Annotated in this window: 18 protein-coding genes; 8 read left to right on the top strand and 10 right to left on the bottom strand. The window is 71.3% G+C overall.

Annotation, left to right across the window (positions count from 1 at the left end):
* Window positions 1–56 precede the first annotated feature (56 nt).
* The 4 genes from kdpB to H180DRAFT_RS05365 all read left to right on the top strand — a co-directional run bounded on the left by kdpB (window position 57) and on the right by H180DRAFT_RS05365 (window position 6,228).
* Window positions 57–2,156: a potassium-transporting ATPase subunit KdpB gene (gene kdpB / locus H180DRAFT_RS05385; protein WP_055484931.1), complete on the top strand. Its 2,100-nt coding sequence runs from the start codon at window positions 57–59 to the stop codon at window positions 2,154–2,156.
* Window positions 2,153–2,758, top strand: coding sequence for a potassium-transporting ATPase subunit KdpC (gene kdpC, locus H180DRAFT_RS05380; protein ID WP_055484796.1), 606 nt, complete (start codon window positions 2,153–2,155; stop codon window positions 2,756–2,758). The genes kdpB and kdpC overlap by 4 nt, the downstream gene beginning before the upstream one ends.
* An 84-nt stretch (window positions 2,759–2,842) precedes the next feature.
* The gene (locus H180DRAFT_RS30290) at window positions 2,843–5,509 is read left to right on the top strand and encodes a sensor histidine kinase (protein ID WP_055484795.1); all 2,667 of its coding nucleotides are present in this window, start codon (window positions 2,843–2,845) and stop codon (window positions 5,507–5,509) included.
* Between the two features lie 41 nt (window positions 5,510–5,550).
* Window positions 5,551–6,228, top strand: coding sequence for a response regulator (locus tag H180DRAFT_RS05365; RefSeq protein WP_055484794.1), 678 nt, complete (start codon window positions 5,551–5,553; stop codon window positions 6,226–6,228).
* Window positions 6,229–6,454: 226 nt separating this feature from the next.
* Here the strand turns inward: H180DRAFT_RS05365 and H180DRAFT_RS05360 are convergent, their stop codons facing one another.
* The 5 genes from H180DRAFT_RS05360 to H180DRAFT_RS05340 form a co-directional block, all read right to left on the bottom strand.
* The gene (locus tag H180DRAFT_RS05360; protein ID WP_055484793.1) at window positions 6,455–7,282 is read right to left on the bottom strand and encodes an ABC transporter permease; all 828 of its coding nucleotides are present in this window, start codon (window positions 7,280–7,282) and stop codon (window positions 6,455–6,457) included.
* Window positions 7,279–8,304, bottom strand: a complete 1,026-nt coding sequence (locus H180DRAFT_RS05355; RefSeq protein WP_254665888.1) for an ATP-binding cassette domain-containing protein — start codon at window positions 8,302–8,304, stop codon at window positions 7,279–7,281. Before H180DRAFT_RS05355 ends, H180DRAFT_RS05360 begins: the two co-directional genes overlap by 4 nt.
* Window positions 8,305–8,370: 66 nt before the next feature.
* Window positions 8,371–9,213, bottom strand: a complete 843-nt coding sequence (locus H180DRAFT_RS05350) for a DUF4097 family beta strand repeat-containing protein (protein WP_055484791.1) — start codon at window positions 9,211–9,213, stop codon at window positions 8,371–8,373.
* 96 nt (window positions 9,214–9,309) lie between these two features.
* Window positions 9,310–9,825, bottom strand: a complete 516-nt coding sequence (locus H180DRAFT_RS05345) for a toxin-antitoxin system HicB family antitoxin (protein WP_055484790.1) — start codon at window positions 9,823–9,825, stop codon at window positions 9,310–9,312.
* Window positions 9,826–10,173: 348 nt separating this feature from the next.
* Entirely contained in the window at window positions 10,174–10,740 is a 567-nt protein-coding gene (locus H180DRAFT_RS05340) for a rhodanese-like domain-containing protein (protein WP_055484789.1), read from the bottom strand.
* 75 nt (window positions 10,741–10,815) lie between these two features.
* On the opposite strand from H180DRAFT_RS05340, the gene H180DRAFT_RS05335 reads away from it, so the two are divergent.
* Window positions 10,816–11,091 (top strand): metal-sensitive transcriptional regulator, encoded by a 276-nt coding sequence (locus tag H180DRAFT_RS05335; RefSeq protein WP_055484788.1) that lies wholly within the window; start codon window positions 10,816–10,818, stop codon window positions 11,089–11,091.
* 43 nt (window positions 11,092–11,134) lie between these two features.
* Here the strand turns inward: H180DRAFT_RS05335 and H180DRAFT_RS05330 are convergent, their stop codons facing one another.
* Genes H180DRAFT_RS05330 through H180DRAFT_RS05320 form a run of 3 tightly spaced genes read right to left on the bottom strand, consistent with a single transcriptional unit; the run spans window position 11,135 to window position 13,655 of the window.
* Window positions 11,135–11,890, bottom strand: a complete 756-nt coding sequence (locus H180DRAFT_RS05330; RefSeq protein WP_055484787.1) for a sulfite exporter TauE/SafE family protein — start codon at window positions 11,888–11,890, stop codon at window positions 11,135–11,137.
* Window positions 11,887–12,255: a rhodanese-like domain-containing protein gene (locus tag H180DRAFT_RS05325; RefSeq protein WP_055484786.1), complete on the bottom strand. Its 369-nt coding sequence runs from the start codon at window positions 12,253–12,255 to the stop codon at window positions 11,887–11,889. Before H180DRAFT_RS05325 ends, H180DRAFT_RS05330 begins: the two co-directional genes overlap by 4 nt.
* Window positions 12,256–12,290: 35 nt before the next feature.
* A complete protein-coding gene (locus H180DRAFT_RS05320; protein WP_055484785.1) occupies window positions 12,291–13,655 on the bottom strand; it encodes an MBL fold metallo-hydrolase in 1,365 nt (454 codons plus the stop codon).
* Window positions 13,656–13,820: 165 nt separating this feature from the next.
* Here H180DRAFT_RS05320 and H180DRAFT_RS05315 point away from each other — a divergent pair, with 165 nt between their 5' ends.
* Together H180DRAFT_RS05315 and H180DRAFT_RS05310 are read left to right on the top strand one after the other, a co-directional pair.
* The gene (locus tag H180DRAFT_RS05315; RefSeq protein ID WP_055484784.1) at window positions 13,821–14,093 is read left to right on the top strand and encodes a metal-sensitive transcriptional regulator; all 273 of its coding nucleotides are present in this window, start codon (window positions 13,821–13,823) and stop codon (window positions 14,091–14,093) included.
* Window positions 14,094–14,408: 315 nt separating this feature from the next.
* The gene (locus tag H180DRAFT_RS05310) at window positions 14,409–15,560 is read left to right on the top strand and encodes a hypothetical protein (RefSeq protein WP_055484783.1); all 1,152 of its coding nucleotides are present in this window, start codon (window positions 14,409–14,411) and stop codon (window positions 15,558–15,560) included.
* A 201-nt stretch (window positions 15,561–15,761) separates the two neighbouring features.
* Here the strand turns inward: H180DRAFT_RS05310 and H180DRAFT_RS05305 are convergent, their stop codons facing one another.
* Together H180DRAFT_RS05305 and nhaA are read right to left on the bottom strand one after the other, a co-directional pair.
* Complete coding sequence (locus H180DRAFT_RS05305) at window positions 15,762–16,808, bottom strand: hypothetical protein (protein WP_055484782.1); 1,047 nt, start codon at window positions 16,806–16,808, stop codon at window positions 15,762–15,764.
* A 171-nt stretch (window positions 16,809–16,979) separates the two neighbouring features.
* Complete coding sequence (gene nhaA, locus H180DRAFT_RS05300; protein ID WP_055484781.1) at window positions 16,980–18,323, bottom strand: Na+/H+ antiporter NhaA; 1,344 nt, start codon at window positions 18,321–18,323, stop codon at window positions 16,980–16,982.
* Window positions 18,324–18,864: 541 nt separating this feature from the next.
* Between nhaA and H180DRAFT_RS05295 the strand changes: the two genes are divergently transcribed.
* On the top strand, window positions 18,865–19,743 hold the full coding sequence (locus tag H180DRAFT_RS05295; RefSeq protein WP_055484780.1) for a universal stress protein: 879 nt from the start codon (window positions 18,865–18,867) through the stop codon (window positions 19,741–19,743).
* Window positions 19,744–19,970: the final 227 nt, after the last annotated feature.

Genomic DNA, 19,970 nt, shown 5'->3' with positions numbered 1-19,970 from the left:
CCGGCATCCCCGCACCCTCACATCCCGGGACACCCCCAGCGAAGGACACCACCCCCATGTCACCGGCCGGCTCCGCCGCACACCCGGCGGCCTCCCAGAACCCCTCGCCCGGCATGTTCGACCCCCGGCAGCTGCTGACGTCCGTGCCCGGAGCCTTCCGGAAACTGGACCCGCGGCTGATGGTCAAGTCGCCCGTGATGTTCGTCGTCGAGATCGGCTCGACGCTGACGACGGTGCTGGCGATCATCGACCCCGGCTGGTTCGCATGGTCGATCGCGGTATGGCTGTGGCTGACCGTCTTCTTCGCCAACCTCGCCGAAGCGGTGGCCGAGGGACGCGGCAAGGCGCAGGCCGACACCCTGCGCCGCGCCAGGACCGACACCGTGGCCCGCCGCCTCGACCAGGACGAGGCGGGCGGGACCACCGAGAGCAGGGTCCCCGGCAGCGGGCTGCGCGTCGGCGACGTGGTGGTCTGCGAAGCCGGGGACGTCATCCCGGGCGACGGCGACGTCATCGAGGGTGTCGCCAGCGTCGACGAATCCGCCATCACCGGCGAGTCCGCGCCGGTGATCCGCGAGTCCGGCGGTGACCGCTCGGCCGTCACGGGCGGCACGAGGGTGCTCTCCGACCGCATCAAGATCAGGATCACCACGAAGCCCGGTGAGACCTTCCTCGACCGGATGATCGGTCTCGTCGAGGGCGCCGCCCGTCAGAAGACACCGAACGAGGTCGCGCTGAACATCCTGCTCGCGTCGCTGACGATCATCTTCCTGCTGGCCACCGTCACACTCCAGCCCTTCGCGGTGTACGCGGGGGCCGAGCAGTCCATGACCGTGCTCACCGCGCTCCTCGTCTGCCTGATCCCGACGACGATCGGCGCGCTGCTCTCGGCCATCGGCATCGCCGGCATGGACCGGCTCGTGCAGCGCAACGTCCTGGCGATGTCGGGCCGGGCGGTGGAGGCCGCGGGCGACGTCACGACCCTGCTGCTGGACAAGACCGGCACCATCACGCTGGGGAACAGGGAGGCCGCGGCCTTCGTACCGCTCGGGAACGCGGACGCGGACGAACTCGCCGACGCCGCCCAGCTCTCCTCGCTCGCCGACGAGACGCCCGAGGGCCGCTCCATCGTCGTCCTGGCGAAGGACAAGCACGGCCTGCGGGCCCGAGACGAGGGCGAGCTGGGCAACGCCGAGTTCATCCCGTTCACCGCGCAGACCCGGATGAGCGGCGTCGACGTCGAGGACGGCGGCGGCGTGCACCGCGTACGCAAAGGAGCCACCGACGCCGTCACCGCGTGGGTGACCGAACGCGGCGGCACCGTCCCCGAGGACGCCCGCCACGAGGTGGAGGCCATCTCCACCTCCGGCGGGACCCCGCTGCTCGTGGCCGTGGAGGACGGCCGCGGCGCCCGGATCCTCGGGGTGATCCACCTGAAGGACGTCGTCAAGCACGGCATGCGCGAACGCTTCGCCGAACTGCGCAGCATGGGCATCAGGACGGTGATGATCACAGGTGACAACCCGCTCACCGCGAGGGCCATCGCCGAAGAGGCCGGAGTGGACGACTTCCTCGCGGAGGCCACCCCGGAGGACAAGATGGCCCTGATCAGGCGGGAGCAGGGCAGCGGGAAACTCGTCGCGATGACGGGCGACGGCACCAACGACGCCCCCGCACTGGCACAGGCCGACGTGGGCGTCGCGATGAACACCGGGACCTCGGCCGCCAAGGAGGCCGGGAACATGGTGGACCTGGAGTCCAACCCGACGAAGCTGATCGAGATCGTCGAGATCGGCAAGCAGCTGCTGATCACGCGCGGAGCGCTGACGACGTTCTCCATCGCCAACGACGTGGCGAAGTACTTCGCGATCATCCCCGCGATGTTCGTCGCGGCCTACCCGGGCCTCGACGCGCTCAACATCATGCGCCTGACCAGCCCCCAGTCCGCGATCCTCTCAGCGGTCGTCTTCAACGCCCTCGTGATCATCGCGCTGGTGCCGCTCGCCCTGAGAGGGGTGCGCTACCGGCCGATGAGCGCCGACGGCATGCTCCGCCGCAACCTCGGCATATACGGAGTCGGCGGGCTCGTCGTCCCCTTCATCGGCATCAAGGTCATCGACCTGCTCATCTCACTCCTCCCGGGGGCCGGCTCATGAACGCGTCCGTCCGCAACAGCTCACGTCTCGCCTGGGCCGCGCTCAGAGCGCTGCTGGTGCTCACCCTCGTCACCGGCGTGCTGTACCCGCTGCTGGTGACGGGCATCGCGCAGGCCGCCTTCCCCGGGCAGGCCGACGGTTCCCTGGTCCGCAGCGGAGGCAGGGACGTCGGGTCCTCGCTGATCGGCCAGACCTGGAACGGCAAGGGCGGTGAGCCGGCACCGCAGTGGTTCCAGCCCCGGCCCTCCGCCGGGGACTACGACGCCCTCGCGTCCGGGGCCTCGAACCTCGCGGCCACCAGTCCGGAACTGCGGAAGGAGGTCGAGGCCCGCAAGAAGCGCATCGCGGACTTCAACAACGTCCCGCGCCCGGACGTTCCGGCGGATGCGGTGACAGCGAGCGCCTCGGGCCTCGACCCGGACATCTCGCCCGCGTACGCCAGGATCCAGGCCGGCCGGGTCGCCGAAGCCCGCCACCTCGACCCGGCCGCGGTCCGCGCACTGGTCGAGCGGCACACACAGGGCCGCATCGCCGGCTTCCTCGGAGAGCCGGCGGTCAACGTCCTCGAACTCAACCTCGCCCTGCGCGAACTGCAGGACTGAACCCCCGATCCCACCGGCGGCCGAAGCCCGTACCTCTCGATCACCGGGCCGCCGGCGCCCACCGACGTGGAAGACAATGGAGCCATGGCCCGCGGCAAATTGCGCATCTACCTGGGAGCCGCCCCAGGGGTCGGCAAGACCTACGACATGCTCTCCGAGGCCCACCGGCGTCTGGAGAGGGGCACGGACGTGGTGGTCGGCTTCGTCGAATGCCACGGCCGCCCACGCACCGAGGTGCTGCTCCACGGCCTGGAAGTCGTACCGCGCCGCGAGGTGGCCCACCGAGGAGCGCACTTCACGGAAATGGACCTCGACGCGGTACTCGCCCGCGCGCCCGCCGTGGCCCTCGTCGACGAGCTGGCCCACACCAACGTCCCCGGCACCAGGAACGAAAAGCGCTGGCAGGACATCGAGGAGCTGCTCGACGCGGGAATCACCGTGATCTCCACGGTCAACATCCAGCACCTGGAATCCCTCACGGACGTCGTGGAGTCCATCACCGGCGTACGGCAGCGCGAGACCGTTCCCGACGGCGTCGTCCGCCGGGCCGACCAGATCGAGCTGGTGGACATGAGCCCGCAGGCGCTGCGCCGGCGTCTGGCACACGGCAACGTCTACGCGGCGGACAAGATCGATGCGGCCCTGTCGAACTACTTCCGGCCCGGCAACCTCACCGCCCTGCGTGAACTCGCCCTGCTGTGGACCGCGGACAGGGTCGACGAATACCTCCAGCAGTACCGCGCCGAGAAGGGCATCTCATCCCCCTGGCCGGCCCGCGAACGCATCCTCGTCGGCCTCACCGGCGGCCCCGAGGGCCGGACCCTCATCCGGCGGGCGACCCGCATCGCGGCCAAGGGCTCCGGCAGTGAGATCCTCGCCGTCCACATCTCCCGCAGCGACGGACTGACGTCGGCCTCGCCGGAGGAACTCGCCATCCAGCGCAGGCTCGTCGAGGATCTCGGCGGCACCTTCCACACCGTCGTCGGCGACGACGTTCCGGACGCGCTGCTCGACTTCGCCCGCGCTGTGAACGCCACGCAGATCGTGCTCGGCATCAGCCGGCGGAAGTCCTGGCAGTACGTGCTCGGCCCCGGGGTGGGGGCCACCGTCGCGCGCGAGTCCGGCCTCGACATCGACGTGCACATCGTCACCCACGAGCACGCCGCCGCCGGCCGGGGGCTGCCGGCCGCCCGCGGAGCCCGGCTGGGCCGCAGCCGACTCGTCGCCGGGTGGCTCACCGGCACGGCCGGGCCGGCCCTGCTCACGCTGCTGCTCACGGCCGCGTGGCCGGGGCTGGGGCTCGCGAACGAGATGTTGCTCTTCCTCACGCTGACGGTGACGGCGGCGCTGCTGGGCGGGCTGATCCCCGCCCTCGTCTCCGCCGTCGTCGGATCGCTGCTGCTGAACTTCTTCTTCACCGCCCCCGTGCACACCTGGACCATCTCCGACCCCAACAACATCCTCGCCATCGTGATCTTCGTGGTGGTGGCGGTCGCCGTGGCCTCCGTCGTGGATCTGGCGGCCCGCCGCACCCACCAGGCGGCCCGGCTGCGTTCCGAGGCCGAAATCCTCAGTCACCTCACGGGCGGTGTACTGCTCGGGGCGGCCCACGCGCACCCGGCGGAACCCGAACCGCGTGAGCGGGGTGTCTCCGCGCCGGGCCAGGACGAAGAAGCGATGCCGACCGAGGCGGCCGAGCCCGCCCGGGGAACGGAACCGGCCGAGAGGGCCGAGCTGGGCGTCCTGCTGGAGCGCGTCCGGGAGACCTTCGGCATGGAGTCCGCCGCCCTGCTGGAGCGCACCGGCGAGCGAGGCGGCTGGAGACGCGCCGGAAGTGCGGGGCCCCGCCCGGCCGGCCAGCCCGACGACGCGGAGGTGGCCGTGCCTGCCGGGGACAGCACGGCACTGGCGTTGCGCGGCAGAGTGCTGCCGGCCGAGGACCGGCGTGTCCTCGGTGCCTTCGCCGCGCAGGCAACCGCCGTTCTGGAACGTCGGCGGCTGATCGCCGAAGCGGAACGGGCCCGCCGGCTGGAGGAGACCGACCGCATCCGCACCGCCCTCCTAGCAGCGGTCTCGCACGATCTGCGCACACCCCTCGCCGCCGTCAAGGCGTCGGTCTCGTCGCTGCGTTCCGAAGACATCGCCTGGTCGGAGGCCGACAGGGCGGAACTGCTCGCCGCCATCGAGGAGGGCGCCGACCGGCTCGACCACCTCATCGGCAACCTGCTGGACATGAGCAGACTCCAGACCGGAGCCGTCACCCCGATCATGCGCGAGACCGACCTCGACGAGGTCGTTCCGCTCGCGCTCAGGGGCGTGCCCGAATCCGCGGTGCGGCTGGACGTCCCCGAGACCCTGCCCATGGTCACCGCCGACAGGGGGCTGCTGGAACGCGTCGTCGCCAACGTCGTGGAGAACGCCGTCAAGTACAGCCCCGGCGGCATCCCGGTACTGCTGTCCGCCAGTGCCTTCGGGGACACCGTCGAGCTGCGCACCATCGACCGCGGTCCCGGTGTACCGGACACGGACAAGGAACGCATCTTCGAGCCGTTCCAGCGCCGCGGTGACGCGCCGCGCGGCGACGGCGTCGGCCTCGGTCTGGCCGTCGCCCGCGGCTTCGCCGAGGCCATGGGCAGTTCGCTGACCGCCGAGGACACTCCCAGCGGCGGCCTGACCATGGTTCTCACTCTGAGAACCGCTCCCGGCAGGCCCCCTGCCCGGCCCGATCTCCCCGCGGGAGCCCTCTCATGACCCGAACCCCGGCAACCGCCCCGCGGCACGAGGGAGGAAGAATGCCCCGGGTCCTCGTCGTCGACGATGAACCGCAGCTCGTACGGGCTCTCACGATCAACCTGCGCGCCCGCAAGTACCGCGTGGACTCCGCCCATGACGGTGCCTCAGCCCTTCAACTCGCCGCCGCCTCACACCCCGACGTGGTGCTCCTCGACCTCGGCCTTCCCGACATCGACGGCATCGACGTGATCAAGGGCCTGCGCGGCTGGACCCGGGTGCCGATCATCGTGCTCTCCGCCCGCCACACCTCGGACGAGAAGGTGGACGCCCTCGACGCCGGCGCCGACGACTACGTCACCAAACCCTTCGGCATGGACGAACTCCTCGCCCGGCTGCGCGCCGCCGTCCGCAGGGCCGCCCCGGCCGACGAGGAGGACATCGTCGTCGAGACCAAGACCCTGACCGTCGACCTCGCGGCCAAGAAGGTCCGGCGGGACGGCAATGACATCCGGCTCACCCCGACCGAGTGGCACGTTCTGGAAATCCTCGTACGCAACTCGGGACGCCTGGTCACGCAGCGGCAGCTGCTGCGGGACGTGTGGGGGCCCAACTACGAGACGGAGACCAACTACTTGCGGGTCTACATGGCCCAGCTGCGCCGCAAGCTCGAACAGGACCCCGCGCACCCGCGGCACTTCATCACCGAAGCGGGGATGGGCTACCGCTTCGAGCGGTAGCCCGTGCCCGGCCCCGAGTCCAGCCGTGCGTCGGACGGAGCCACCCCTTCCACCGGCGGATCCGCCGGCACCGTGACCGGGATACGGCGGATCCGCCGGCACCGTGACCGGGATACGGCGGGTGCCCGAAAACGCCGGCGGGCGGCGTACCCCGGGTGGTGCCGGAGTACGCCTCCCCTGGAGCGGGACGATCCTGCGGTCATGCGGCCCGCAGGCCCAAGCCTCCCTACTTCGGGTCGCGGTTGAACAGCGACCGGGACCAGACGCTGCCGAGGACAGCCAGGCCCAGGCACCAGGCCACCGCCAGCCACCCGTTGTGGCCGATCCCGCTGCCCAGCAGCAGGCCTCGCAGGGTCTCGATGGCCGGGGTGAAGGGCTGATACTCGGCGAGGGGCTGGAACCAGCCCGGCATCGCGTCGACCGGGACGAACGCACTGGAGATGAGCGGCAGGAAGATCAGCGGCATCGCGTTGTTGCTGGCCGCCTCGGCGTTCGGGCTGACCAGGCCCATTCCTACCGCGATCCAGGTGAGCGCCAGGGAGAACAGCACGAGCAGCCCGAGCGCCGCGATCCATTCCAGGACCGTGGCGTCCGTGGACCGGAAACCGATGGCCACCGCGACGGCCCCGACGAGGACCACGCTCATCACGCACTGCAGCACGCTGCCGACGACGTGCCCGATGAGCACCGACCCGCGGTGGACAGCCATCGTGCGGAAGCGGGCGATGATGCCCTCGTTCATGTCCATGGCGACGGACACCGCGCTGCCGATCGTGGTACTTCCGATGGTCATCAGCAGCAGGCCCGGTACGAGATAGGCGATGTACTCGGACCGGTCCGCCCCTCCGCCGCCGATCCCCGCGCTCATGGTGTCGCCGAAGATGTAGACGAAGAGCAGCAGCAGCATCACGGGCGTGAGCAGCAGGTTGAGGGTCAGGGACGGATAGCGGCGCACGTGCAGCAGGTTGCGGCGCAGCATCGTGGACGAGTCGCGCACGGCGAGGGGGAACCGGGCCGGGCGGGCGGGAGCAGCGGGAGCAAGAGAAGCCCTCATCGGACAGCCTCCTTCGGCCGGCCGGTCTGGTCGGTCCCACCGGTCCGGCCGGACACGCCGGCGCCGGTGAGGGCGAAGAACACGTCATCGAGGTCGGGCGTGTGCACGGTCAGCTCGTCCGCGTCGATGCCCGCGGAGTCGAGCCGGTCGAGGACGGAGCGCAGCTCGCGCGGGCTGCCGTCGCTGAGGATCTGCAGGGACAGCGCCTCGTCGTCCCGGCCGGCCTCGGCCAGGGCGGAGGCCGCCGACCGGTACGCCGCCGGATCGGAGAAGCGGAGCCGGACGTGTCCGCCCGGGATCAGCCGCTTCAGCTCGTCGGCGCTCCCCTCGGCCACGATCCTGCCGTCGTTCAGCACCGCGATCCGGTCCGCGAGTTCGTCGGCCTCGTCCAGGTACTGGGTGGTGAGGAAGACGGTGACGCCGTCGGAGACCAGCTCGCGGATGATCTGCCACATGTTGTGGCGGCTTCGCGGGTCGAGGCCGGTGGTCGGCTCGTCGAGGAAGATGATCCGCGGCTTGCCGACCAGGGTCATGGCGATGTCCAGGCGCCGCTTCATGCCGCCGGAGTAGCTCTGGGCGGGCTTCCTGGCGGCGTCGACGAGGTCGAACCGCTCGAGCAGCTCGGCGGTGACCCGCCGCCCCTCGCGCTTGGAGAGGTGGTTCAGGTCCGCCATGAGGAGCATGTTCTCCTCGCCGGTGATCAGTCCGTCGACGGCTGAGAACTGGCCGGTGACGCCGATCGCGGCGCGCACCCCGTCCGGTGCCGTGGCGACGTCGTGGCCCGCGACTTGGGCGTGCCCGCCGTCGGCGGTGATGAGCGTGGAGAGGATCTTCACGGCGGTGGTCTTGCCGGCGCCGTTGGGCCCGAGCAGCGCGAACACTGCCCCCGCGGGAATCCGCAGATCGATGCCGTCGAGGACGGTCCTGTCGCCGTACGACTTGCGCAGACCGACGGCGGAGAGGGCGGCAGGCGACGAGTGACCATCGCCACGTCTAGATGTGGGCATGACAGATGAACGCATGGCGCTCCTCCGTTGGAAGGCCGAAGTGACTGGCGGGGTGGGTGAGTTGAGGGCGGTTCTTCCGGATCAGGCCTTGGCGCGGAGGACATCGATGGTGCCCCAGTTGGTCCGTGCGCGGACCTTGACGGTCTCCTCGGTCTGCTCCGGGGCCTCGGACGCGGCGAGCCTGTTGCGCACCTGCCCGTGGGTGGAGCTGACGTCGAGCCAGGCGGCGGTGTCCTCGCGGATGCCGACCTCGATGGCGCCGTAGTTGGTCTCCAGCTGAACGGTGCCGCGAGCGACGTCGGCGACGCGCAGGGCGCCGTGGGCGGTTGCGGCGGCGACCGAACTCTCGGCGCGCGCGATGTCGACGTCGCCGTGGGCACCGCTCACCCGCAGGTCGCCGATGACCGCACCGACGGTCGTGGTTCCGTGCGAGTTCTTGAGGACGGCTGCGCCTTCGACGGTGCCGACGCGCAGGCTGCCCGAGCTGGAGGTGATCTCGGCGTTGCCCTCGACCTGGTCGACGGTGATCGAACAGTGCGAGGCGGTCAGCCGGAGCGGCCCGGTCGCCTCGAGGCGGACGTCACCGCCCGAGGTCTTCAACTTGACCTCGCCGAGCCGGCCCTCGCCGAGCACCTGGGTCCAGGAGCCGGTGAGGTCGACGTGCGAGCCCGTGGGCAGTGCGACCGCCACGGCGACGGATCCGGTGGGCCCGATGAGGCGGCGCTCCTTCGTCCTGACGGTCAGGACGCCGCTCACGTACGTGACTTCGGTCTGCTCGGCGGCCCGCAGGTCCTTGTCCCGCTTCGGGTTGCCGGGGCGCACCTCGACGACGGTGTCGCGGCGGTCGCTCGCGGTGAACCGGATGGAACCGGCGCCGACGTGGGCGGTGACCGAGATCGGTTCGGGTGTGTCGAAAGCAGGCATGGCTGTCCCGTCCTCTTGGGTCTCAAGGACGTCCCCGCTGGTGGGACGTGGTGTGGGTGAAGTGGTGCGGGTGAAGTGGTGCGGGAGGGGGTGCGGTCAGCGCACCCAGCCCGTGAAGCTCTGTCCGATGGTCCGGGTCTTCTCCGCCGTACGAGGCCGCGTGCCGCCGTCGACCGCTGCCGACACGGCCCGCACCAGCCACGCGTTGACCGACAGGCCCTCGCGGGTCGCGGCCTCCTCGGCGCGGGCCTTGAGTTGGGCGGGCAGACGCAGGTTGACGCGTGCGGTGCCACCCTCGTCACTGTCGGCGGGTGCCGAGGCCGTGAAAGGTCCGAGGGGTGCAAGCGGCTCCGCGGGGCCACCTTCGGCGGGCGGCGGCGTCACCACGAAATCGGGGTCCGTGCCGCGCAGCCGTACGTCGACCGACCCGGGGGCGAGCTCGCGGGTGATCTCGTCCATCGCGGCGGAGAGCACATTGAGCATGGTCAGACGCGTCGCCGACTCCAGGGGAGCGGTGAGGCGATCGGCCAGCTCGCGGGCTTCGTCACCGCCGGCCTCGGCGGCCACCGCGAGCTCACGGCGGAGGGTGTCGACATACGGGGTGAGGTCCATGACGCCATAGTGGCACTACTATGGCGCCACGCGCAAGCCCGATTGGCACCGATTACTGGACGGGCACGGGGAATCCCAGGCTGAACTGGGGAAAGACGTGGAAACCGAATCGAGCCGTTGTGGCGCCATGACCCCGCGCCCCTTGGGTGTCGTTGTGCAGTGACAGTCCGGAGGCACCGTCATGGCACCGCTCGGCGCCACAACGACGCCACATGGCGCCATTGCAGCCGAGCGGCGCCCCGTGCTGACACCGCCAGAAGGCGGTCTGCCCCTCCTCGCACCCTGAGGGCCGGGGGCGGAAACCTCGGCCGGGCCTCGCCCCGTCCACGGGCTGAGGGGCGGGCCGCCTCACCCGCGCAGGGCGGCGAGTGTGGTGTCGAGGTCGGCGGCACGGGGCCGGTTGTGCGGCAGGCGGGCCAGCACCGCGGCCATGCCGCAGGTGTCGGTGACGGCGGAGAAGACCAGTCCCCCCGCGACGAATGCGGAGAGCAGCAGCGCCCAGGGGAGCACCAGGCCCACGAGCAGACCGACGAGGACGAGACTCCCCGCGGCAAGCCGGACCTGGCGTTCCATGCCCCAGGTCGTGCGTGCTCCTTCGGGGCGGTGCAGATCGTGGCCGCGGTCGCTCCAGGCGTTGGTGCCGCCGTCGAGTGTGGCGGCGTCGACTCCCCGGGCGGAGAGTTTCCGGGCGGCCTGGGCGGAACGGGCCCCGGAGGCGCAGACGAAGAGGAGCCCGCCGCGGCCTGCCGCCTCCGTCAGCGCGGGAAGGGCCCGGTCCAGCTGGTCCAGGGGAACGTTGTGCGCGGAGGGCAGGTGCCCGGAGGAGTATTCGCCGGGGGTGCGGACGTCGATGACGGTCAGGTCGTGGATCCGGGTGCCGACCTGGTCGACGCCGAGGCTGGTGGGTGTGGTCATGGCAGATGTCATCCTTGGTGTCGCGGGGACATACCCCGGTGGGTTACCCCGAGGGGTAGGGAACGGGAGTTCGACGTGGAGTTGGAACTGGCGGGTGCGGAGCTGAAGGCCGTGGTGAACCGGCTGCGCCGCGCACAGGGGCAGATCGCAGGGATCATCAAGATGATCGAGGAAGGACGGGACTGTGAGGACGTGGTGACCCAGCTCGCTGCGGCTTCCCGTGCTCTGGACCGTGCGGGCTTCGCGATCATCGCCACGGGACTGCAGCACTGCCTCGCCGACAGCGAGCAGGTGGCCGACCGGGACGAGATGCGGGCCAGGCTGGAGAAGCTGTTCCTCTCCCTGGCGTGAGCGGCTGCCCGCTCACACCGGCACCTCATGTCTCGCCCCGGCCTCATATGAGGGTGTCCGCGAACATGAACGCCGCCACGGCCAGCAGGACGACGGCGAAGCTGCGCTGCAGCGCCGCGCCCGAAAGGCGTGCCGCCAGCCGCTTCCCGTCCCAGGCCCCCAGGACCGCGGCTCCCGTGAACGGCGCCACGACGGTCCAGTCGAGCCCGTCCACGGTCGCGAATCTCGTGCTCAACGCGGCCAGGGAGTTGACCCCGATAACCAGCAGGCTGGTGCCGATCGCGGCCCGCATCCGGAAGCCCAGTGCACCCACCAGGGCGGGTACCGCGAGGAAGCCGCCGCCGACGCCGAGCAGGCCGGTCAGTCCGCCCAGGCCCGCACCGGCGGAGACGGCCCGTACGGGGCGGGCCGGGGTCTCCTGCTCCCCGTCCTCCGTCGACGCTTTCGTGCGGAGCATCCCTGCGGCCGCGATCGCGGCGATCACTGCGAATGCCACGGTCAGTACGTTGTGCGGCAGCCGGGCGGCGGCGGCCCCCGCCAGCGCGGCGGGGACCAGGCCCGCCGCGGCGAAAGCGGCCCCGGCCTTCCAGCGGACGTTCCCCGCCCTGGCGTGCGTGAGCAGACCGGTGAGCGAGGTGGCGGTGACGATCAGCAGACTCGCGGTCGTCGCGGCCACCGGGCTGAAATCCAGCAGGTAGATCAGCGCCGGAACGGCCAGAACACTGCCGCCGCCGCCCAGCCCGCCGAGCGCGAGGCCCACAGCGGCACCCGCGGCGAGCGCCATGAGAAGTGCGGTCACGCTGTGGCACCGCTTCCGCCACGGCCGTCGTCCACGGGCAGGCCGGCCTCCGTCCAGGCCTGCATACCGCCGATGACGTCGACGGCGTCGATCCCGCGTTCCGCCAGCAGTTCGGCGGCCTTCTGCGAGCGCCGTCCGGAGCGGCAGACCGCCACGACGGGGCGGCCCCGGGCGGCCGTCGGCAGCGGCGCTCCGTCGAGCAGTTCCGGCAGCGGGGCGTGCACGGCCCCGGTCGCGTGTCCGGCTGTCCACTCGGACGTCTCACGTACGTCGAGCAGGACCGGGCCGGCCGGGTCGCGGTTCTTCGTTCGCTCGTGGGCCTCGGCCGCGGTGATCCGGCCGGGACCGGAACGGATCGAGAACATCGGTGTCACTCCAGTCGTGGCTGGGGGCGTGCGGCTCAGGTGCCGGTGGTGAGGGAGAGTCCGGCGTCGCGTGCGGCGTCGAAGCCGTCGTCCACGGCGACCACGTCGCGGTCGGCGGAGTCCAGAAGGGAAGCGGCGATCGCCGCCCGCATCCCGCCCGCGCAGTGCACCCACACGGTGCCGGGCGGAACCTCGCCGAGCCGGTCGTGCAATTCGTGGATCGGGATGTGGACCGACCCCTCGATGTGGCCGGCCGCCGCACGCTCCGAGTCCCGCCGCACGTCGAGGATCACGATGTCGCCGTGGTCGGTGTCCGCCAGGCCCGCGAACGTGGAGCGTGGGAAGGAGCGCAGTTCCGCGCCCTCGGTGAGCCACGACTCCGGGTTCCCCGTCGCAGCGGCTGCCGGGCGGTCGATGCCGACCCGCGCCAGTTCCCGCTGGGCCGCGGCGACCTGGCCGGCCGTCTCGGCGAGCAGTGTGACGGGCTTGCCCCACGGGATCATCCACGCCAGGTAGGTGGCGAGCTTGCCGTCGGACTCGAAGTTGAACGAACCGGCGACGTGCCCCTGGGCGAAGGCGACCCGGTTGCGCAGGTCCACGACCCACTCGCCGGCGGCCAGGCGGCGGGCGATCTCCCCGCCGTCGGCGGCCTGGGGCGGCCTCAGGTCCACGGCGGCCGGACCGGATGCATTGGCGGGGCCCATGTGCGTGTAGTAGGCAGGCACGTCGTCCAGACCGGCGAGCATGTCGGCCACGAACGCATCGACGTCCTTGACCAGGGCGTCGTTGCCGGCCCGCTCCTTGCCGATGGTGGAGCTGTCGCCCGCTCCCTGCGAGGAGGAGCAGAAACTGCCGAACCCGTGAGTCGGCAGGACGGGGACGTCGTCGTCCAGTTCTCCCACCAGCCGGTGCGCGGAGGCGTACTGGTCACGGGCGAGCTGCTCGGTCAGCCGCGGCTCCACCAGATCGGTGCGCCCGACGCCGCCGATGAGCAGCGCTCCCCCGGTGAACGCCGCCACCCCGCGGCCGTCCTCCTCCAGTGCGTACGAGGTGTGATGCGGGGTGTGGCCGGGGGTTGCGATGGCCCGCAGGGTCAGGCCTTCGTCGATGTCAGCGGTGTCTCCGTCGGCGACGGGGACCCGCTCGAAGGACACCCGCGCACCGGCCGGCACCAGGTACCGGGCGCCTGTCACCCCGGCCAGCGCCGGCCCGCCCGTGACGTAGTCGTTGTGGATATGGGTCTCCACCACGTGGGAGATCCGCACTCCGCGGCGGGCGGCAGCCGCGATCACCTGGTCGATGTCGCGTGGCGGGTCGACGGCGACAGCGGTGTGCTGCCCACCGGCGAGGTAGCTGCGGTTGCCCAGCCCCTCCAGCTCCATGGTGTCGATGAAGAACACGTCTGCACTCCCTTCGGTTTTTTACCCCGGGGGGTATCCTTGGCCAACGTAACATACGTACCCCCCGGGGTATTTTTGGAGCGGAGCCAGGCCGCAGGCGGAATTCGGGGCCAGGTACCCGTACGGGTATTGCCGACACGGGGCACGGGACGAGGAGGGGCCCACATGAACCAGGACCAGGACCAGGAAGCGATCGGCGCGGTGCTCAACCGCCTGCGCAGGGCCCAGGGCCAACTCACCGGCGTCATCGCCATGATCGAGGCCGGACGCGACTGCAAGGACGTCGTGACTCAGCTGTCGGCCGTCTCCCGCGCCCTGGACCGCGCCGGTTTCAAGATCATCGCCGGCGGGATGCGGCAGTGCCTGGACGGGACGGACGACCAGAAGGGCTCGCTGACCGAGGAGGAACTCGAGAAGCTCTTCCTCTCCCTGGCCTGATCAGACGCGACCGGCACACCGTCGCGCCTGCGGTGTGAGCCGCGGGCGGCGACGGCGAACAGTACGCCGGCTCCGGAGCCGCACCCGCCCCGCCCGAGGGCCGGCACGAGGCACCCGGGGACGAGGGCCCTGGGACGAGGCGCCTGGAGGTCACGACTCCGACGACGCCGGACAGCCGAGCCGCACATGCGTCGAATGCCCGCTTCGTATAGATCTCGGACTGTCGATCAGTGGCGTCCGGGGGCCGGGACCGAACGGTGACCGGGCGTCAGGAGAACCCGTCCACCCTGTCCGTCCATAGCCAAGGGAAGCCGCATGCCCCACACGCTCAGACGCGTCACCGTCACCGCAGCCACCGGACTCGGCCTCTGCCTGACCCTCCTGCCCGCCGGACAAGCACAGGCCCAGGCGCCGACCCGCGTCCCCTGCAACGACATCGCCGCGCTCAAGACCGCCATCAGGGACGCGAACACCGGCGGCGGCAGCATCGTCCTCGCCCGCAACTGCACCTACTCCCTCACGGCGCCGGACAACACAGACGACGGCCTGCCCGAGATCACCGGAAAGGTGCGCATCACCGGGAACGGCAGCATCATCCAGCGCGCCCCGAGCGCCACCGGAGCCTTCCGCCTCTTCCATGTGACGCCGAACAGCAGCCTCACCCTGAACTCGGTCACCGTCCGCGGCGGCGAGGCGTCCGGCGAAGGCTTCGGACAGGCCGGCGGGGGCCTCTTCAACGACCGCGGCGCGCTCGCCCTGAACGGCGTGACGGTCAGGAACAACACGTCCGAATTCCTCGGCGGGGGGATCTGGAACAACACGGGCACCCTCACCCTGCGCAACACCTCGGTACGCGACAACACCAGCAGTGTCGGCGGCGCCGTCGCCACCAGCGGGACGATGACGATGCGGGGCGGTGCCCTCAACGACAACACGGCCGCGGCCTGGGGCGGCGGCCTCGCGAACGCGGGAAACACCAGGCTCGACGACGTCTCCGTCGCCGGCAACATCGCCGGTGACGGCAGGGGCGGCCTCGGGGCCGGGATCATGACCATGAGCATGAGCAGCGGCACGGGAATCCAAAGGGGACCCCTGCGCCTGAACTCCACCGAGGTCGAGGGCAACATCGCCGAGACCTCCGGCGGCGGCATCTTCGTGGGGACCGACCAGCCGACGACCCTGTACAGGAGCGTCGTCACCCGCAACACCGCCAACGGCGGTGCCACCCAGGGCGGCGGCATCAACAACGACGGACGTGGCTTCGGCGTCATCATCCGTCCGACCGGCGACCCCGAGCGTCAGCAGAGCAAGGCGAGCGGCGCCGCGGAACAGGCCCTGCCCAAGGTGAAGCTCATCGAGAGCAGAGTCTTCAAGAACCATCCGACCAACTGCGCGCCTCCCGGCAGCGTCCCCGGCTGCGACGCCGTCGGTTCCGCGCCCGCCACGGTCAAGCCCGGCAAGAGCTGAGGGCGCGCGGCAGCGGCGTGACAGCGACGGACGCGACGGACGCCGTGAACGCGCTGCGCAGCGCCACGCCGCTCCCGCCGGCCTGATCCCCCGGTTCACCGGCGCGGGCAGGCACACGGAGGGCGGGACCCGGTCGCCGGGTCCCGCCCTCCGTGTGGGTGTGGCCGTGCGTCGGCCAGGCCGTGCGTCAGCCCCGCCGGCTCACTTCCCGGGCCTGATGTCGTCGGCGGGCGGGAGCTTCGAAGCCGGCGGGGTGACCGCAGCGGCCGGGTTGGTGCATCCCGGGACGCTGCCCTCCGGGACGCAGTTGTCCGGGGCGTTGCGGACGACCTTGCTGGCGGTGAGCGTGACCTGCCCGCCTTCCTCATTGGCGATGCCGCCGCCTGAGGTGATCGCCGTGTTGCGCGTGACCAGGCTGCGCACCAGTGTCGCCGTACTGGCGTTGTTCGAGATGCCCGCGCCGGTGACGGCGATGTTGTCCCGGACGGTGGTCGACTTCAGGCGCAGCGTGGAGCCGTTCGTGTTGCGGATGCCGCCCCCCACAAGAGCCGTGTTGCCCCTGACCGACGCGGACTCCAAGGAGGCGGTGCCCAGGATGTTCTCCAGCCCGCCGCCGTTGCTGGTGAGCGCCCGGTTGCCGTGCAGGGACCCGCCCTTCATCGTCATCGTGCCGTTGCCGTCGTTGACGATCCCGCCGCCGAACCCGGATGCGGTGTTCCGCTCGACAGCGCTGCGGTCGAGGTTGATCCGTCCACCGAGGCTGTAGATGCCCGCGCCCGAGACGGCGCGGTTGTTCTTCACGGCGGCGCGGTTCAGGTTCAGCGTGCCGCCGTCCTCGTTCCTGATGCCGCCGCCGAGCCCGCTCGTGAGACGGCCGCCGCTGACCGTGAGCGACTTCAGGGTGAGCTTGCCGCCGTCCGCCACGTGGAAGATGCGGAAGTCCTGCGTCGCGTCCGGGGAGCGCCGGATGGTGGTCTCGCTGCCGGAGAGGGTCACGTTGCCGGTGATCTCCGGCAGTCCGTCGTCCCCGTCGTCGGGTGCGGTCAGGGTGTAGGTGCAGTGGGACGCAAGGGTGATGCGGCCGCCGTCGGTGTTGGCCCGGTCGATGGCTGCGACCAGGCCGGCGGTGTCGTTGCACCGCACATGGGTTCCCCCGGCCGCATTGGCCGGTGCGGTCGGCAGGACCGCGGCGAACAGTCCCGCACCGACCGCGGCCGTCACGGCACCGGACCGCAGAATGAGCTTCATCGCGCGACTCCCTCGGGGTCGGAGAGTGAAACGGCACGTCTCCTGCCCTAGCGGCGCGCCGGGGACGGGATGACGAGTTGACGTCTCATCCGTAACCGCGGCGGCCGCAGCCTCACTTGGCCCGCCGCCGAACGGTCCCGTCCGGGAAGCCGCCTGACATGGGGGTCCTGCTCAGCCCTCGCCCGCCTGCCGGTCGTAGATCCCGTCGGGGCCGCGCTGATAGATGTCGGGGATGTTGTCGGCGTTCTCGTCCACGTTCTCCGCCTTCCACAGCCTGCGGTAGACCCGGTCACGGCGCTTGAGGAGCACCGCGGCCAGAATCGCGGCGATCAGCGAACCGAGAAGGACCGCCGTCTTCACGTGCTGGGCCTGGGAGGGGTCGGGGAAGGCCAGTTCGCCGATCAGCAGGGAGACGGTGAAGCCGATGCCGGAGACCGTCGCCAGCGCGAGGACGTCGGCCCACTTCAGGTCGGGGTTCAGCCGTGCGCGGGTGAAGCGTGCCGCGAGGTAGGTGCCGGCGAAGATGCCGACGGACTTGCCGACGACCAGGCCCAGCACCACGCCCAGGGGTTCGGGCCGCGAGAAGACCTCTCCCACGTCGGTCAGCGAGACCGCGACACCGGAGGCGAACAGGGCGAACAGCGGCACCGCGACCCCGGCGGAGAGCGGTCGCAGCAGGTGTTCCGTGCGCTCTCCGGGAGCGGCCGACTCCGCCTTGTACCCGGATCCCTCCTCGTCACGCCGGGTGCGGAGGATCAGTCCCATCGCCACACCGGCGACTGTGGCGTGGACTCCGCCGTTGTAGGTCAGCGCCCAGATCGCGATTCCCAGCGGGACGTACCACCACCAGCCGCGCACACGGAAGCGCTGAAGCAGATAGAAGACCACGAGTCCGACGCCGGCGCCGATGAGCGCGGGCGGGTTCAGGTCGCTGGTGAAGAAGACGGCGATGACCAGGATCGCGCCCAGATCGTCCACGACAGCGAGGGTGAGGAGGAAGGCACGCAGGGAGGAGGGCAGATGAGTGCTGAGGACCGCGAGCACTGCCAGCGCGAATGCGATGTCGGTGGCCATCGGCACCGCCCACCCGTCGGCGGAGCCGCCCCCGGCAACAGCGGTGGCGATGTAGATGCCCGCGGGTACGACCATGCCGCTGACGGCCGCGACCACAGGCATCGCCGCTGCCGCGGGTTTGCGCAGTTCGCCCACCACCAGCTCGCGCTTGAGCTCGATGCCGGCGACCAGGAAGAAGACGGTGAGGAGACCGTCCGCGGTCCAGTGGCCCACGGAGAGGTCCAGCCCCAGAGCGGGAAAACCGAAGTGGAAGTCCCGGACGGCCTCGTAGGCGCCGCTCCACGGGGAGTTCGCCCACACCAGTGCGGCGACCGCGGCGGCCAGCAGCACCAGCCCGCCGATCGTCTCGGTCCGCAGCGCCCGCGCGATCGCGGTGCGCTCGGGCCAGGACAGCAGGCCCAGGAAGGTGCGGCGTTCGTTCACGGAGTCAGGGCGCTGCACGAAAGCTCCAGGTCGTCGGCGTTCGGACACTACGGTCCCCAGTGCCGACCAGACTTCCCGGCTCACCTCGCGCTCTTGAACGCGTGTAGAACATCTTATCGGCACGGCTTTTTCATCCTGTGGGCAGCTATCTCCCCCGAACCACTCCTCTATCTCCCCCGAACCACTCCTCGCGATGCTGCAGCCCCGGGATGGCCCCCACCTGCGGCGGACCCACCGTCCCAGGACAGCCGTACCCAGCCGAGGCGTGGCCAAGCCTCGGAAACGCACGTTCACGGACGTGCGTGTCCTCACCGTCCGTCCCCGCCGTCCACCGGCTGCACGTGCCCTTCGTTGCCCGTCCCCTTCGCTGCCCGTCCCCGCGTTGTCCGCGCCTGCGATCGCGCGGCCGACGGCGACCGGACGGAAGGAGGGCCCGGCCGGCCCCGGACAGGGCCCTCCGGCTCTCCCGGGCCGCCCCTTCCCCGATGACACTGGCAGGAGGGGAGCGCCCGTTCCGGACCAGGAGGGTTCCGTTCCCGGCTCGTTCGAGGGAGGAGCCATGGCCGACACCGTCATCGCAGGCCTGGACGGGACGACCGGAAGCGTCGCCGCCTCCGACTGGGCTGCCCGCGAGGCGCAGCGCCGGGGCGCGGAAGTGCGTCTGGTGCACGTACAGGAGCACACCCCCGGCTACGACGAACACCGCGGGGTCGTCGGCGGGATACGACCGGGGACCCTCGAGGAGCTGCGCGCCAGACACCCCCAGGTGCCGATGGTGCTGGAGGAGGCTCCCGGCCAGCCCGCCGCCGCCCTCGCCGATCTCTCGGAGGACGCCGAGCTCCTGGTACTCGGCTGCCGGCAGCTCCACACCGTGGCGGGCTACCTTCTGGGCTCCGTGTCGCTCGCCACGGTCGCGCGGACGATGTGCCCTCTGGTTCTCGTGCGCCCCTCCAGCCGGCCGGAGGAGGAGCACATGCCCGACGCGTCCGGTCTTCCCTCCGCGGCGACCCCGTACCGGGAGATCGTCCTGGGAGTGGCCTCCGAGCCGTGCAGCAGCCAGACGGCCTTCGCCTTCGACGCGGCCGGCCGCCGCGGCGCCACGCTGCACGCCGTTCACGGCTGGCGGCCGCTGCCGGTGCCGCCGGACAGTCCCGAAGCTCTCGCCCTCGGGAAGACGGAGGCGCTGGAGGCCGACGCGGCCCGCCTGCTCGCGGAGCGGCTGGCCCCGTGGCGTGAGAGGTTCCCCGAGGTCGAGGTGAAGGAGGAGGCCTCGCTCGGCCCGCCGGGCCGGCTGATCGTGGAGGCCGCGCAAGGGGCAGGGCTGGTCGTTCTCGGGCGCCCGGCCCGGCACAAGCCGTACGGCGCCTACGTGGGACCGGCGACGTACGCGGCACTCCATCACGCTCCCTGTCCCGTGGCGGTCGTACCGGAGGGCTGAGCCGCTGCCGGAGAGCCGAGCCGCTGTCTCCCGGGGGATCGCACCCGCTGCTCCTGGCGGGTTACCGGCCTTCGCCCGTCTGCGGGCCGCGGTCCCCCGGGTCCACGGACCGCGGCGGCTGTGCCTCAGCCGCCGCGGCTGTCGCCGAACCATCCCGGGGACATACGGGCCGGTCAGCGGGACACCCGGCCGATGGCACCCGTCCGTCCGGTCGGGGCCGGGCTGCC

It is taken from the genome of Streptomyces sp. WMMB 322, from assembly GCF_900090145.1.
GTDB lineage: Bacteria > Actinomycetota > Actinomycetes > Streptomycetales > Streptomycetaceae > Streptomyces.
Note: the sequence above shows the minus strand (reverse complement) of the source record. Positions and strands in the feature narration are given on the sequence as shown.